This is a genomic window from Brevibacterium salitolerans, assembly GCF_039531405.1.
In the GTDB taxonomy this organism is placed as follows: Bacteria; Actinomycetota; Actinomycetes; order Actinomycetales; family Brevibacteriaceae; genus Brevibacterium; species Brevibacterium salitolerans.
Map to the genome: position 1 here is coordinate 321687 of NZ_BAAAPZ010000008.1, position 14598 is coordinate 336284.

Sequence of the window (14598 nt, forward strand, 5' to 3'; positions counted from 1 at the left end):
CGCTGCGCCGCCGGCTGAGCCACCGAACGCTCAGCCCAGCAGCACCTGCATCTCCTCCCAGCGGCTCAGCGGCACCCGCTTGAGCCGGTCGACGGCATCGGCCATCCGCACCCGCACGATGTCCGTGCCGTGCAGCGAGGCCATCTGGCCCCAGGCGCCTTCGACGGCGAGGTCCGAGGCGGCCATGCCCAGCCGGGTGGAGAGCACCCGGTCATAGGCGGTGGGGGAGCCGCCCCGCTGCAGGTGGCCCAGCACGGCGGAGCGCGTCTCCACACCGGTGCGCTCCTCGATGAGCGGAGCGATCTCGTCCGCGATGCCTCCCAGCCTGGGCCTGCCGTCCGCTCCGATGCCGTGCACGGCGACCGCCTCGTCCCTGTCCTCGGGCACGAAGCCCTCCGCCACCACGACGATGGGGGCGCGCCCCCGGTCACGTGCGGAGCGGACCCACTCACAGATCTTCTCGGTGCTCACGGGGAACTCCGGGATGAGGACGGCGTGGGCTCCGGCCGCCATACCCGCGTGGAGCGCGATCCACCCCACGTGGCGACCCATCACCTCGACGACCATGCACCTGTGGTGGGATTCGGCCGTGGTGCGCAGGCGGTCGATGGACTCCGTCGCGATCGCCGCCGCGGTGTCGAAGCCGAACGTGTAGTCCGTGCCGCCGAGGTCGTTGTCGATGGTCTTGGGCACGCCCACGACGGGAAGCCCCTCCTCCTCGGCCAGGCGGGCCGCGCCAGCGAGGGTCCCCTCCCCACCGATCGCGATGACGGCGTCGAGGCCGCGAGCCGCCATCACCTCGCGCATCCGCGCGGGCCCGCCACCGGAGTAGGGGTGCGTCCTGGAGGTGCCCAGGATGGTGCCGCCCCTGCCCGATATGCCCCTGACGGCGGTGGTGGGCAGGTCGAAGAGCTCGTCCTCGAGGAGCCCTCGCCAGCCGTCGCGGATGCCGGTGAACTCCGCGCCGTGCACGCGCACCCCCTTGCGCACGGCCCCGCGGATCACCGCGTTGAGGCCGGGGCCGTCCCCGCCCGAGGTCATGATTCCGATCCGCATACAGCCTCCTGAGTCGTCGTGCCGTGTGAGTGCTTCCGGGCTCGTGGGTGGGATCAGCGGCGTGCCGTCAGCGGCCCAGCTGCGCCGGCCCGGGCCGCCAGTCCGGGTCGAGTTTGACCTCGTTGCCCGCCATGAGGCTGAAGCCCCTGAGTACGAGGACGCCGTTGGACCCGTCGCCGCGGGCGTGCCTGCCGATCTCGTTGCCGGCCATGATGTTGATCGTCTCGTCCACGATCTTGACGCCCGGCGGCACGTAGATCTCGTTGCCCGCCCACATGGCATAGGTCTCCACCACCACCTGCACGCCCGGGGCCAGCACATCGCCCAGATAGATCTCGCTCCCGCCCATGAGCGCGTAGCTCAGCACCCGGGGCGTGCCCGGCTCGACGTGCACCTCGGAGCCGCTCATGATGTCGACGCGGGTGCGCTCCGGTCCGGTGCCCTGGTGCGCGGGAAGGATCTCGCCGCCGGGTCCCTTCCAGGCGGGAGCGAGGTCGCGCCCGGCCGGAGCGGGGCCGGACCGTGCCGTGCCGCCCGTCCCCGTGCCCGAGGCCGCGGCGGCCTGGCGAGAGAGCTCGGCCGCGAGTGCGGCGCCCTCCGGCAGATCGTCGATCTGCTCGGGCAGCTCGTCGACGAACTTGGCCCGCAGCACCGCGTTCTGCCGCTCGTCGATCTCGTCCGGGTCGAGGCGACCGGCGCCGTGTGCGGCGCCGAGGATCTGCAGCACCTGTTCGCGCTCCGCGTCGCCGGCACGCAGACGCCGGCTGCGGGGAGCATCCGGGGACGGCGACGAACCCGCCGTGCCGTCTGCGCCGCGGGGGAGTCCCTCCGGCCGATCCGTGTGCGGGCCCGGACGGCCGGCGTGGGCGTCCTGGGGGCCGCCGTGCTCGTCCGGCCGGTCACCGCGGTCGCTGGGCTGCGTGCTGCTCATGGCTCCCAGCCTACCGAGTGCGCTCCGGTGGGGATCACGCGTTCCCCGGGTGCGTCCGCCGGAGCGCCTCGGCGGGTGCCGGGCGGACGCGGAGGCAGCTCCCCGTGCGCAGTTCCCGCGACGGGGCGCGCGCCGTCGCGGGAAGGATGTGAGGCATGCACCACATCGCTTTGACCGCATGCCGAGGGCCGGGATAACCTGGTACGCGACTGTCTCAGGCGAGACGGTCGTGCCCGCGCATCGCGCACCCGCCCTCTCGCTCTGCACGCAGGGGGAGTCACGGGTCCGGATGCCGGGGCGTATGAGCACCCGTCCGGGTGCAGTGTGCGCAGTCTGCAGTTCCGACACGCCCGACCTCGGGGACCGTCGCCCCTGCAGACGCCGGGATCAGGCGGCAGCTTCACCTGATCCCGGAGGGACATGCTCGGGCAGTGCGGCGTCGGAGGATCTCCGGCGGTCCGGGATTAGCAACAGCGAGAAGCATCGGAGACCATCTCAGTGCCCACAATTCAGCAGCTCGTCCGCAAGGGACGACAGGACAAGGCCGCGAAGAACGCGACGCCTGCCCTCAAGGGCAGCCCGCAGCGGCGCGGCGTGTGCACCCGCGTGTACACGACCACTCCCAAGAAGCCCAACTCGGCGCTCCGCAAGGTCGCACGTGTGAAGCTCTCCAGCCAGATCGAGGTCTCGGCCTACATCCCCGGCGAGGGCCACAACCTGCAGGAGCACTCGATCGTGCTCGTCCGCGGCGGTCGTGTGAAGGACCTCCCCGGTGTGCGCTACAAGATCGTGCGCGGCTCCCTCGACACGCAGGGAGTCAAGGGCCGTCAGCAGGCCCGCAGCCGCTACGGAGCCAAGAGGGAGAAGAAGTAATGCCGCGCAAGGGCCCCGCACCCAAGCGACCGGTCGTCATCGACCCGGTCTACAGCTCGCCGATCGTCACGCAGCTCATCAACAAGGTGCTGCTCGACGGCAAGCGCTCCACCGCTGAGCGCATCGTCTACGCCGCGCTCGAGGGCAGCCGCGAGAAGCTGAACGGCCAGGATCCGGTCGTCACGCTCAAGAAGGCGCTCGACAACATCCGTCCCTCGCTGGAGGTCCGCTCCCGCCGCGTCGGCGGTGCGACCTACCAGGTCCCGGTCGAGGTGCGCGCGAACCGCTCCACCACGCTGGCTCTGCGCTGGCTCGTGGGCTACGCCCGCCAGCGTCGTGAGAAGACCATGACCGAGCGCCTCCAGAACGAGATCATGGACGCCGCGAACGGTCTCGGTGCCGCCGTGAAGCGCCGTGAGGACACCCACAAGATGGCCGAGTCCAACAAGGCATTCGCACACTACCGCTGGTGAACCAGTCGCTGAGTCCCGCGGCGGGCCACCGCCCGCCGCGGGACAGGGCGATCGACGCGATCGATACGAGAGAGAGACACCGTGGCACTTGACGTGCTCAGCGACCTCAAGAAGGTCCGCAACATCGGCATCATGGCCCACATCGATGCCGGCAAGACGACGACGACGGAACGCATCCTCTACTACACCGGTGTGAACTACAAGCTCGGCGAGACGCACGACGGCGCCTCGACGATGGACTGGATGGAGCAGGAGCAGGAGCGCGGCATCACGATCACGTCCGCCGCGACGACCTGCTACTGGGAAGACAACCAGATCAACATCATCGACACCCCGGGTCACGTCGACTTCACCGTCGAGGTGGAGCGCTCGCTCCGCGTGCTCGACGGCGCAGTTGCGGTCTTCGACGGCAAGGAGGGCGTTGAGCCCCAGTCCGAGACCGTGTGGCGTCAGGCCGACAAGTACGACGTCCCGCGCGTGTGCTTCGTCAACAAGATGGACAAGCTCGGTGCGGACTTCTACTACACCGTCGACACCATCAAGAACCGCCTCGGTGCCAAGCCCCTCGTGATCCAGCTGCCGATCGGCGCGGAGAACGACTTCGCGGGCGTCGTCGACCTCATCGAGGAAGTGGCCTACATCTGGCCGGACGAGTCCAAGAAGGGTCAGGACATGACCACCGTCGAGATCCCCGAGGATCTCAAGGAGCGCGCCGAGGAGTATCGTGCGCAGCTCATCGAGGACGTCGCCGAGGCCAGTGACGAGCTCATGGAGAAGTACCTCGAGGAGGGCGAGCTCACGAAGGACGAGATCAAGTCCGGCATCCGGAAGCTCGTCATCGCCTCCGAGGCCTTCCCCGTCATGTGCGGCTCTGCGTTCAAGAACAAGGGCGTGCAGCCCATGCTCAACGCCGTCATCGACTACCTCCCCTCCCCGCTGGACGTGCCGGCCGTCGAAGGCCACGTCCCGGGCAAGGAGGACGAGATCATCACCCGCGAGCCCAAGAAGGACGGACCCTTCGCGGCGCTGGCCTTCAAGGTCGCGACGCACCCGTTCTTCGGTTCGCTCACCTACGTCCGCGTTTACTCGGGCACGGTGAAGACGGGCGACCAGCTCGTCAACACCACGAGCGGGAAGAAGGAGCGCGTCGGCAAGCTCTTCCAGATGCACTCCAACAAGGAGAACCCCGTCGATGAGGCCTTCGCCGGCCACATCTACGCGTTCATCGGGCTCAAGGAGACCACGACCGGCGACACCCTGTGCACCCCGCAGGATCCGATCGTCCTCGAGTCCATGTCCTTCCCGGAGCCGGTCATCTTCGTCTCGATCGAGCCGAAGACCAAGGGTGACCAGGAGAAGCTCGGCACCGCCATCCAGAAGCTGGTGAAGGAGGATCCCACCTTCACGGTCAACCTCAACGAGGAGACCGGGCAGACGGAGATCGGCGGCATGGGCGAGCTGCACCTCGACGTGTTCGTGGACCGCATGAAGCGCGAGTTCAAGGTCGAGGCGAACATCGGCAAGCCGCAGGTGGCCTACCGCGAGACCATCCGCCGCGCGGTGGAGAAGGTCGACTACACGCACAAGAAGCAGACCGGCGGCTCCGGCCAGTTCGCCAAGGTGCAGATCTCCATCGAGCCGATGGAGGTCGAGGGCGACAAGATCTACGAGTTCCACGATGCGGTCACGGGCGGCCGCGTGCCGCGCGAGTACATCCCGAGCGTGGACGCGGGCATCCAGGACGCGATGCAGCTCGGCGTGCTCGCCGGCTACCCGCTGGTGGGCATCAAGGCCACGCTGCTCGACGGCCAGTACCACGACGTGGACTCGTCGGAGATGGCGTTCAAGATCGCCGGTTCGATGGTGCTCAAGGAGGCTGTGCCGAAGGCCAACCCCGTGCTCCTCGAGCCCGTCGTGGACGTCGAGGTCCGCACTCCCGAGGAGTACATGGGCGACGTCATCGGCGACCTGAACTCGCGGCGCGGACAGATCCAGTCGATGGAGGACGCGACCGGCATCAAGGTCGTGAAGGCCGACGTGCCGCTCTCGGAGATGTTCGGCTACATCGGCGACCTGCGGTCCAAGACCCAGGGACGTGCCGTGTACTCGATGGTCTTCAAGGGCTACGGCGAGGTTCCCAAGAACGTCGCCGACGAGATCATCCAGAAGACCCGCGGCGGAGAGTGACGCTCTCCCGTCCGTGACGGCGGCGGGCGAGCAGGGTCACACTCCTGCGCGCCCGCGGCCGTCGACAAACCACCCAAGTCAGGTCCTAGGATATGAACCGCATATCCAGAACCAATCACCAGGAGGAACCCAGTGGCAAAGGCCGAATTCGACAGGACCAAGCCTCACGTCAACATCGGCACCATCGGTCACGTCGACCACGGTAAGACGACCCTTACCGCGGCGATCACCAAGGTGCTGGCCGACAAGTACCCGGACCTCAACGAGGCCAAGGCCTTCGACCAGGTGGACAACGCACCTGAGGAGAAGCAGCGCGGCATCACGATCAACGTCTCGCACGTCGAGTACCAGACGGAGAAGCGTCACTACGCTCACGTCGACGCCCCGGGTCACGCCGACTACATCAAGAACATGATCACCGGCGCGGCGCAGATGGACGGCGCGATCCTCGTGGTCGCCGCCACCGACGGCCCCATGCCGCAGACACGCGAGCACGTGCTGCTCGCCCGCCAGGTGGGCGTGCCCTACATCGTCGTGGCTCTCAACAAGTCCGACATGGTCGAGGACGAGGAGCTCCTCGAGCTCGTCGAGTTCGAGGTCCGCGACCTCCTCTCCTCGCAGGAGTTCGACGGCGACAACGCTCCCGTCGTCCAGGTGTCCGCTCTCAAGGCGCTCGAGGGCGACGAGAAGTGGGTCAAGTCCGTCGAGGACCTCATGGAGGCCGTCGACGAGAACGTTCCGGAGCCGGAGCGCGAGATCGACAAGCCGTTCCTCATGCCCGTCGAGGACGTCTTCACCATCACCGGCCGCGGCACCGTCGTGACCGGTCGCGTGGAGCGCGGCATCCTCCTCCCCAACGAGGAGATCGAGATCGTCGGCATCAAGGAGAACTCCTCCAAGACCACGGTCACCGCGATCGAGATGTTCCGCAAGACCCTCCCCGACGCGCGCGCCGGTGAGAACGTCGGCCTGCTCCTCCGCGGCACCAAGCGTGACGAGGTCGAGCGCGGCCAGGTCATCGTGAAGCCCGGTTCGATCACGCCGCACAAGAGCTTCGAGGGCCAGGTCTACATCCTGTCCAAGGACGAGGGCGGCCGTCACAACCCGTTCTACTCGAACTACCGTCCGCAGTTCTACTTCCGGACCACGGACGTCACCGGCGTCATCACGCTGCCCGAGGGCACCGAGATGGTCATGCCCGGCGACAACACCGACATGTCGGTCGAGCTGATCCAGCCCGTCGCCATGGAGGACGGCCTCCGCTTCGCCATCCGCGAGGGTGGCCGCACGGTGGGCGCCGGTCGTGTGACGAAGATCAACGACTGATCGCTCCTCGTTCGCGCACAGAGCGCGGCCGAATCGCTGAACAGCAGCGCTGACCAGCGATGATGCACAGAGGGCCCTGGGAGATCTCCCAGGGCCCTCTGCTGTGCCCGGCGGTTCCCGATGGCGTGGGTCACCTTGGCGGAGGGGCGCAGCTCACGTGCACTGCCGGTGTGCGGCTCCCGGGTTTGCAGGCGCTGTCCAGCCTGTGCCAAGATGGACGGGTTGCGTTCCGGGGCCCACACCCCTGCACTGCGGTCCTCGGGCCGCGAACAGCCCCGGAGCCGTGCCGGCCGTGGAATCTGCTCAGCGGGTTCGGCCGGGCAGCCGTTGCACGAGTGCGCCCAGCCGCAAGGCGAGGGCGACACGCCCGACCTCGGGGGCGGTCACGTAAAGCCGGCACAGACGCTCATCCGTCACAGGAGTGCGTTGATGGCCGGGAAGAACAAAAGGAAGAGACTTTCGCCATGGCGGGACAGAAGATCCGCATCCGGCTCAAGTCATACGACCACGCTGTCATCGACAGCGCCGCACGCAAGATCGTCGACACGGTCACGCGCGCGGGTGCCACGGTCGTGGGCCCGGTGCCGCTGCCTACGGAGAAGAACGTGTACTGCGTCATCCGTTCGCCGCACAAGTACAAGGACAGCCGCGAGCACTTCGAGATGCGCACGCACAAGCGCCTCATCGACATCGTGGATCCGACGCCGAAGGCCGTCGACTCGCTCATGCGACTCGATCTGGCCGACGACGTCAACATCGAGATCAAGCTCTGAGGGGGAGGACATGGCTAACACTCGCTCCAAGGCTCTCCCCACGACCCGCACCGTCAAGGGCATCCTGGGCACCAAGCTCGGCATGACCCAGGTGTGGGACGAGAACAGCAACTTCGTTCCGGTCACGGTTGTGCAGGCCGCGCCGAACGTCGTGACGCAGGTCCGCAGCGAAGAGGTCGACGGCTACACCGCCGTGCAGATCGCCGCCGGCGAGATCGATCCCCGCAAGGTGAATAAGCCCTCCGCCGGCCACTTCGAGAAGGCGGGCGTCGCACCCCGTCGCCACCTCGTGGAGCTCCGCACCGCGGACGCGGCGGAGTACGAGCTGGGTCAGGAGATCACCGCCGAGGTGTTCGCCGCGGGCACCAAGGTCGACGTCACCGCGAAGACCAAGGGCAAGGGCACCGCAGGTGTCATGAAGCGCCACGGCTTCAAGGGCGTGGGCGCCTCCCACGGCCAGCACCGCAACCACCGCAAGCCCGGTTCGATCGGCGGGGCCGCAACGCCCGGCCGCGTCTTCAAGGGCATGCGCATGGCCGGTCGCATGGGTGCTGTCAAGCACACGACCCAGAACCTCACGGTTCACGCTGTCGACGCTGAGAACGGCCTGCTGCTCATCAAGGGCGCCGTTCCCGGCCCCAAGGGCGGAGTCGTTCTCGTTCGCTCCGCAGCGAAGGAGGCCTGATCATGGCTGACACGAAGACCATCGACGTCGTGGACGCAGCGGGCAAGAAGTCCGGCTCGGCGGAGCTCCCCGGCTCCGTGTTCGATGTGCCGACGAACATCCCGCTCATTCACCAGGTCGTCATCGCGCAGCTCGCCGCCGCGCGCCAGGGCACGCACAAGACCAAGACCCGCGCCGAGGTGTCCGGCGGCGGCAAGAAGCCGTACCGCCAGAAGGGCACCGGCAACGCGCGTCAGGGCTCCATCCGCGCTCCGCAGTACGCGGGCGGCGGCGTGGTGCACGGCCCGGTCCCGCGCGACTACTCGCAGCGCACGCCCAAGAAGATGAAGGCCGCCGCCCTCCGCGGTGCCCTCTCCGATCGCGCGCGGCTCGACCGCGTGCACGTCGTGACCACCCTGGTCGAGGGCGAGAAGCCGTCGACCAAGGCCGCACGTGCTGCGCTGTCGGCGCTGAGCGACCGGAAGAACAAGCTCGTCGTGCTCACCCGCGAGGACGACGTGAACTACCTGAGCGCGCGCAATCTGTCGCACGTCCACGTCCTGTTCGTCGAGAACCTCAACACGTACGACGTGCTGATGTCCGACGACGTGGTCTTCACGGCTGCAGCGCTCGAAGCCTTCCTCGCCCGTAACGCCGGCAAGGCTGCGGCGAGCTCTGAGGAGGACGCACAGTGAGCACCGTGACCATCAAGGACCCGCGCGACATCATCATCGCTCCCGTGGTCTCCGAGAAGACCTACGCCCTCATGGACGAAGGCAAGTACACCTTCCTCGTCGATCCCCGTGCGAACAAGACGGAGATCAAGTACGCGATCGAGTCGATCTTCTCCGTGAAGGTCGCGAAGGTGAACACCCTCAACCGTCAGGGAAAGACTCGCCGCACCCGCTTCGGGATCGGCAAGCGCAACGACACGAAGCGTGCGATCGTCAGCCTCAAGGAAGGCGACATCGACATCTTCGGCGGCGCTCTCTGAGTCGTCCGAGCGAACGTAAGGATTGAAAGACAATGGGAATCCGTAAGCACAAGCCGACGACACCGGGGCGCCGCGGTGCCTCCGTCGCCGACTTCGTCGAAGTGACCCGCTCCACCCCGGAGAAGTCGCTTCTTCGTCCCCTCCCGAAAAAAGGCGGACGCAACTCAGCCGGTCGTGTGACGACCCGTCACCAGGGCGGCGGCCACAAGCGCCAGTACCGCGTCATCGACTTCCGTCGCCATGACAAGGACGGCATCGAGGCCCGCGTCGCACACATCGAGTACGACCCGAACCGCACCGCGCGCATCGCGCTGCTGCACTACGCTGACGGAGCGAAGCGCTACATCATCGCCCCGAACAAGCTGAAGCAGGGCGACAAGGTGGAAGCCGGCCCGGGTGCGGACATCAAGCCCGGCAACAGCCTGCAGCTGAAGAACATCCCTGTCGGCACCGTGGTGCACGCAGTGGAGCTCCGCCCCGGCGGGGGAGCGAAGATCGCCCGGTCCGCCGGCGCTTCGGTCCAGCTGGTGGCGAAGGACGGCCCGTACGCGCAGCTGCGCATGCCGTCCGGTGAGATCCGCAACGTGGACGCACGCTGCCGCGCGACGGTGGGCGAGGTCGGCAACGCCGAGCAGTCCAACATCAACTGGGGCAAGGCAGGCCGCATGCGCTGGAAGGGCAAGCGCCCGACCGTGCGCGGTGTCGTGATGAACCCGATCGACCACCCGCACGGCGGTGGCGAGGGACGCACGTCCGGCGGCCGTCACCCGGTGAGCCCCTGGGGCCAGCCGGAGGGCCGCACGCGCCGTCCCAACAAGGAAAGCGACAAGTACATCGTGCGTCGCCGTCGCACCGGCAAGAAGCGCTGATAGGGAGCCTGAACTATGCCTCGCAGTCTCAAGAAGGGCCCCTTCGTCGACGAGCACCTCTACAAGAAGGTTGCTGCTCAGAACGAGAAGGGCTCCAAGAACGTCATCAAGACCTGGTCCCGCCGCTCGATGATCGTCCCGGACTTCCTGGGTCACACGATCGCCGTGCACGACGGACGCAAGCATGTGCCGGTGTTCATCACCGAGTCCATGGTCGGGCACAAGCTCGGCGAATTCGCACCGACGCGGACGTTCCGCGGCCACGACAAGGACGACCGGAAGGGCCGCCGCCGCTGAGGCGGGCGCCCCTGAACGTCTCCTCATCAGAAGGAAGAAGGAAACGATGGAAGCCAAGGCGAAGGCGCGCTACCTGCGCGTGACGCCCCAGAAGGCTCGCCGTGTCGTCGACCTCGTTCGTGGTCAGCAGGCAACGGAAGCCCTCGCAGTGCTCAAGTTCGCGGAGCAGTCCGCATCAGAGCCGATCTACAAGCTCGTCGCCTCCGGCATCGCGAATGCCCGGCAGCAGGCCGACAAGCTCGGCGAGTCGTTCGACGAGGACGAGCTCGTCATCACCCAGGCGTTCGTGGACGAAGGGCCGACCATGCGTCGGTTCCGTCCCCGTGCGCAGGGTCGTGCCGGACGTATCAACAAGCGCACCAGCCACATCACGGTGGTGCTGGGGTCCGGCGACGACATCCCGGCCGGCCGGAAGGGGAACCGCTGATGGGTCAGAAGATCAACCCGAACGGATTCCGTCTCGGAATCACGACGGATCACCGCTCCAAGTGGTTCGCTGACTCCCACAAGGAGGGCCAGCGCTACAAGGACTACCTGGGCGAGGACATCAAGATCCGTCAGCTGCTCAGTGCGGGGCTGGAGCGCGCGGGCATCTCCCGCGTGAACATCGAGCGCACCCGCGACCGCGTCCGCGTCGACATCCACACGGCCCGCCCGGGCATCGTGATCGGTCGTCGCGGTGCGGAGGCCGACCGCATCCGCGGTCAGCTCGAGAAGCTCACCGGCAAGCAGATCCAGCTGAACATCCTCGAGGTCAAGAACCCCGAGGTCGACGCCCAGCTGGTGGCGCAGGGCGTCGCGGAGCAGCTCGCGAGCCGCGTGGCGTTCCGCCGCGCGATGCGCAAAGCGATCCAGAGCGCTCAGCGCGCAGGTGCCAAGGGCATCCGCGTGCAGTGCGCCGGCCGCCTCGGCGGTGCCGAGATGAGCCGGTCGGAGTTCTACCGCGAGGGCCGTGTGCCGCTGCACACGCTCCGCGCGAACATCGACTACGGCTTCTTCGAGGCCCACACCACCTTCGGCCGCATCGGCGTGAAGGTGTGGATCTACAAGGGCGACCTCACCGACAAGGAGCTCGCGGCGCAGGAGGCGGCGCAGCCGTCGGGCCGCGGACCCCGCGGCGGCGGTGCGGCTCGTGGTCGCGGCCGCGGCGGACGCGGACGCGGACGCGGCGAGGGCCAGCCCAGGAACACTGAGAACGCAGCCGAGGCCGCGGCCGCGGCCGGATCGGAGGGCTGACACATGCTGATCCCACGTCGTGTCAAGCACCGCAAGCAGCACCACCCCAAGCGTCGGGGTCTTGCCAAGGGCGGTACCGAGGTCACGTTCGGCGAGTGGGGCATCCAGGCCCTCGACCCGGCATACGTGACGAACCGCCAGATCGAGGCGGCGCGTATCGCGATGACCCGTCACATCAAGCGCGGCGGAAAGGTCTGGATCAACATCTACCCGGACCGCCCGCTGACCAAGAAGCCCGCCGAGACCCGCATGGGCTCCGGCAAGGGTTCGCCCGAGTGGTGGGTCGCGAACGTCAAGCCCGGTCGAGTCATGTTCGAGCTCGCCGGTGTGTCCGAGGAAGTCGCTCGCGAGGCCCTGCGCCTGGCGATCCACAAGCTTCCGCTCAAGGCCCGCATCGTGCGGCGCGAAGGTGGTGAATGAGAATGGCAATCGGTTCCAAGGACCTCTCCATGGACGCCCTCGACGGCTTCGACAACGAACGCCTCGCCGAGGAGCTGAAGAAGGCTAAGGCCGAGCTGTTCAACCTCCGGTTCCAGACGGCCACCGGCCAGCTGGAGAACCACGGCCGGCTCAAGGCCGTCCGCCGCGACATCGCACGGATCTACACGGTGCTGAACGAGCGCAAGCTCGCGATCCGCCAGGATCCGTCCGCAGCGAAGGAAGAGGAGAACTGATGTCCGAGCAGGCTCAGACACCGGTCGAGCGCGCGACCCGCAAGAGCGCACGCGGCTACGTCGTCTCCGACAAGATGGACAAGACCATCGTCGTCGAGGTCGAGGACCGCAAGAAGCACCGCCTCTACGGCAAGGTCCTTCGCACGTCCAGTAAGATCAAGGTGCACGACGAGGAGAACACCGCCGGCATCGGCGACCTCGTGAGCGTGTCCGAGACTCGTCCGCTCTCGGCGTCGAAGCGCTGGCGGCTCGTGGAGATCATCGAGCGCGCCAAGTGATCCGGCGCCGCTGAACCCCGGTCCAGCCCGGTCCCGCCCTCTCCGAAGGCGGCTACCGGGACTCCGGGGCAGGCGGAGCGAATCAAGCCCATATCCGTTCCGTCAGGCTCGCCCCGGCAGCCTCGTGCTGCCGGGGCGAGAACCGACGTGACGACAGGAGAGAAGAAGTGATCCAGCAGGAGTCGCGACTGAAGATCGCCGACAACACGGGTGCCAAGGAGATCCTGGCCATCCGTATCCTCGGCGGCTCCGGTCGACGCTACGCCGGCATCGGCGACACGATCGTGGCAACGGTCAAGGACGCCATCCCCGGCGGCAACGTGAAGAAGGGCGACGTGGTCAAGGCCGTCGTCGTCCGCACCAAGAAGGAGCGCCGTCGTCCGGACGGTTCCTACATCCGCTTCGACGAGAACGCAGCGGTCATCCTCAAGAACGACGGCGAGCCCCGTGGCACGCGCATCTTCGGGCCCGTGGGCCGCGAGCTGCGCGACAAGAAGTTCATGCGGATCGTCTCGCTCGCACCGGAGGTGATCTGATCATGGCGAAGCTCAAGATCAAGAAGGGCGATCTGGTCCAGGTGATCGCCGGAGCCCGCGCCGAGCGCGGTGGCGACCGGGGCAAGCAGGGCAAGGTCCTCGAGGTCTACCCGGAGCGCAACCGCGTCCTCGTCGAGGGCGTCAACCGCGTGTCGAAGCACCGGAAGCCCACGCAGACCGCCTCCGGCGCGACCGCCGGCGGCATCGAGATCCACGAGGCTCCCATCCACATCTCGAATGTGATGCTCGTGGATCCGAAGGACAACAAGCCCACCCGCGTGGGCTACCGCGAGGAGACCGTTGAGCGCAACGGCCGCACCCGCAAGGTCCGCGTGCGCGTCTCGCGTCGTACCGGGGAGGACATCTGATGACCGAGAACACCCAGTCCCGCCCGGTGCCGCGGCTCAAGGCGGTCTACCGCGAGGAGATCGTGGCCAAGCTGCAGGAGGAGTTCGCCTACGCGAATCCCATGCAGATCCCCGGCCTCACCAAGGTCGTCGTGAACATGGGCGTGGGTGACGCGGCGCGTGACTCCAAGCTCATCGAGGGCGCGATCCGCGACCTCACCCTCATCACGGGCCAGAAGCCCGTCGTCACCAAGGCCCGGAAGTCCATCGCGCAGTTCAAGCTGCGCGAGGGCCAGCCGATCGGCGCACACGTGACGATGCGCGGAGCCCGGATGTGGGAGTTCCTCGACCGCGTCGTCTCCCTGGCGCTGCCCCGCATCCGCGACTTCCGCGGACTGTCGGACCGCCAGTTCGACGGCAACGGGAACTACACGTTCGGTCTGACCGAGCAGTCGATGTTCCACGAGATCGACCAGGACTCCATCGACCGCGTCCGCGGCATGGACATCACGGTCGTGACCACCGCGAAGACGGACGACGAGGGACGCGCCCTGCTGCGCCACCTCGGCTTCCCCTTCAAGACCAACTGATACCTCTACGCCGCAGGTCCGCTCCGCCCCCGCCCGGCGGGGGCGGATCACGGAAACCGCGACGAGGAAGGGCACGTGCCCAATGACTATGACCGATCCCGTCGCAGACATGCTCACGCGTCTGCGCAACGCGAACTCGGCGTACCACGAGGATGTGAGCATGCCCTACAGCAAGCTCAAGTCCTCGATCGCCGAGATCCTCAAGAGCGAGGGCTACATCGCCGACTGGCGCGTCTCCGACGCCGAGGTGGGCAAGACCCTCGAGCTCGATCTGAAGTTCGGCCCCAACCGCGAGCGCTCGATCGCCGGCATCCGCCGTGTGTCGAAGCCCGGCCTCCGCGTCTACGCGAAGTCGAACAACCTCCCGAAGGTGCTCGGCGGCCTCGGCATCGCCATCATCTCGAGCTCCTCGGGTCTGCTCACCGACAAGCAAGCGGCACAGAAGGGCGTGGGCGGCGAAGTCCTCGCCTACGTCTGGTAAGGGAAGGAGAAGA

General features: G+C 67.5%; 21 protein-coding genes. 19 read left to right on the forward strand and 2 right to left on the reverse strand.

Translation table 11 applies throughout. The features are described 5' to 3' along the window. Positions 1-30 precede the first annotated feature (30 nt). Entirely contained in the window at positions 31-1056 is a 1026-nt protein-coding gene (locus ABD240_RS11400) for a 6-phosphofructokinase (RefSeq protein WP_291796762.1), read from the reverse strand. A gap of 67 nt (positions 1057-1123) precedes the next feature. After that, complete coding sequence (locus ABD240_RS11405; RefSeq protein WP_344337319.1) at positions 1124-1987, reverse strand: DUF1707 SHOCT-like domain-containing protein; 864 nt, start codon at positions 1985-1987, stop codon at positions 1124-1126. A gap of 498 nt (positions 1988-2485) precedes the next feature. Between ABD240_RS11405 and rpsL the strand changes: the two genes are divergently transcribed. From rpsL to rpsH, 19 genes are all read left to right on the forward strand, one after another. Then, positions 2486-2860 (forward strand): 30S ribosomal protein S12, encoded by a 375-nt coding sequence (rpsL, locus tag ABD240_RS11410; protein ID WP_291796768.1) that lies wholly within the window; start codon positions 2486-2488, stop codon positions 2858-2860. Then, positions 2860-3333, forward strand: coding sequence for a 30S ribosomal protein S7 (rpsG, locus tag ABD240_RS11415; protein WP_291796772.1), 474 nt, complete (start codon positions 2860-2862; stop codon positions 3331-3333). Before rpsL ends, rpsG begins: the two co-directional genes overlap by 1 nt. Positions 3334-3414: 81 nt before the next feature. Then, the gene (fusA, locus tag ABD240_RS11420; protein ID WP_344337321.1) at positions 3415-5520 is read left to right on the forward strand and encodes an elongation factor G; all 2106 of its coding nucleotides are present in this window, start codon (positions 3415-3417) and stop codon (positions 5518-5520) included. A 132-nt stretch (positions 5521-5652) separates the two neighbouring features. After that, the gene (tuf, locus tag ABD240_RS11425) at positions 5653-6846 is read left to right on the forward strand and encodes an elongation factor Tu (RefSeq protein WP_291796778.1); all 1194 of its coding nucleotides are present in this window, start codon (positions 5653-5655) and stop codon (positions 6844-6846) included. Between the two features lie 464 nt (positions 6847-7310). Beyond that, positions 7311-7619, forward strand: coding sequence for a 30S ribosomal protein S10 (gene rpsJ, locus ABD240_RS11430; protein ID WP_009379191.1), 309 nt, complete (start codon positions 7311-7313; stop codon positions 7617-7619). Positions 7620-7629: 10 nt separating this feature from the next. Beyond that, a complete protein-coding gene (gene rplC / locus ABD240_RS11435; protein WP_344337324.1) occupies positions 7630-8304 on the forward strand; it encodes a 50S ribosomal protein L3 in 675 nt (224 codons plus the stop codon). A 2-nt stretch (positions 8305-8306) separates the two neighbouring features. Next, positions 8307-8978: a 50S ribosomal protein L4 gene (gene rplD, locus ABD240_RS11440; RefSeq protein ID WP_291796784.1), complete on the forward strand. Its 672-nt coding sequence runs from the start codon at positions 8307-8309 to the stop codon at positions 8976-8978. Then, the gene (gene rplW, locus ABD240_RS11445; RefSeq protein WP_291796786.1) at positions 8975-9277 is read left to right on the forward strand and encodes a 50S ribosomal protein L23; all 303 of its coding nucleotides are present in this window, start codon (positions 8975-8977) and stop codon (positions 9275-9277) included. Before rplD ends, rplW begins: the two co-directional genes overlap by 4 nt. Before the next feature lie 32 nt (positions 9278-9309). Further along, a complete protein-coding gene (rplB, locus tag ABD240_RS11450) occupies positions 9310-10146 on the forward strand; it encodes a 50S ribosomal protein L2 (RefSeq protein ID WP_291796789.1) in 837 nt (278 codons plus the stop codon). Positions 10147-10161: 15 nt separating this feature from the next. Next, positions 10162-10443, forward strand: a complete 282-nt coding sequence (gene rpsS, locus ABD240_RS11455) for a 30S ribosomal protein S19 (RefSeq protein ID WP_291796792.1) — start codon at positions 10162-10164, stop codon at positions 10441-10443. Between the two features lie 46 nt (positions 10444-10489). Then, positions 10490-10870 (forward strand): 50S ribosomal protein L22, encoded by a 381-nt coding sequence (gene rplV / locus ABD240_RS11460; protein ID WP_291796795.1) that lies wholly within the window; start codon positions 10490-10492, stop codon positions 10868-10870. Then, the gene (gene rpsC, locus ABD240_RS11465; protein ID WP_344337330.1) at positions 10870-11679 is read left to right on the forward strand and encodes a 30S ribosomal protein S3; all 810 of its coding nucleotides are present in this window, start codon (positions 10870-10872) and stop codon (positions 11677-11679) included. The genes rplV and rpsC overlap by 1 nt, the downstream gene beginning before the upstream one ends. Before the next feature lie 3 nt (positions 11680-11682). Beyond that, positions 11683-12099: a 50S ribosomal protein L16 gene (rplP, locus tag ABD240_RS11470; RefSeq protein ID WP_291796801.1), complete on the forward strand. Its 417-nt coding sequence runs from the start codon at positions 11683-11685 to the stop codon at positions 12097-12099. Between the two features lie 2 nt (positions 12100-12101). Continuing rightward, on the forward strand, positions 12102-12353 hold the full coding sequence (gene rpmC, locus ABD240_RS11475) for a 50S ribosomal protein L29 (protein WP_291796804.1): 252 nt from the start codon (positions 12102-12104) through the stop codon (positions 12351-12353). Then, positions 12353-12631: a 30S ribosomal protein S17 gene (rpsQ, locus tag ABD240_RS11480; protein WP_291796806.1), complete on the forward strand. Its 279-nt coding sequence runs from the start codon at positions 12353-12355 to the stop codon at positions 12629-12631. Before rpmC ends, rpsQ begins: the two co-directional genes overlap by 1 nt. Positions 12632-12798: 167 nt before the next feature. Beyond that, on the forward strand, positions 12799-13167 hold the full coding sequence (gene rplN / locus ABD240_RS11485) for a 50S ribosomal protein L14 (protein ID WP_291796809.1): 369 nt from the start codon (positions 12799-12801) through the stop codon (positions 13165-13167). A 2-nt stretch (positions 13168-13169) separates the two neighbouring features. Further along, positions 13170-13535, forward strand: coding sequence for a 50S ribosomal protein L24 (rplX, locus tag ABD240_RS11490; RefSeq protein ID WP_291796812.1), 366 nt, complete (start codon positions 13170-13172; stop codon positions 13533-13535). Then, entirely contained in the window at positions 13535-14104 is a 570-nt protein-coding gene (rplE, locus tag ABD240_RS11495; RefSeq protein ID WP_291796815.1) for a 50S ribosomal protein L5, read from the forward strand. The genes rplX and rplE overlap by 1 nt, the downstream gene beginning before the upstream one ends. An 82-nt stretch (positions 14105-14186) precedes the next feature. Beyond that, positions 14187-14585, forward strand: coding sequence for a 30S ribosomal protein S8 (rpsH, locus tag ABD240_RS11500; RefSeq protein ID WP_291796818.1), 399 nt, complete (start codon positions 14187-14189; stop codon positions 14583-14585). Positions 14586-14598: the final 13 nt, after the last annotated feature.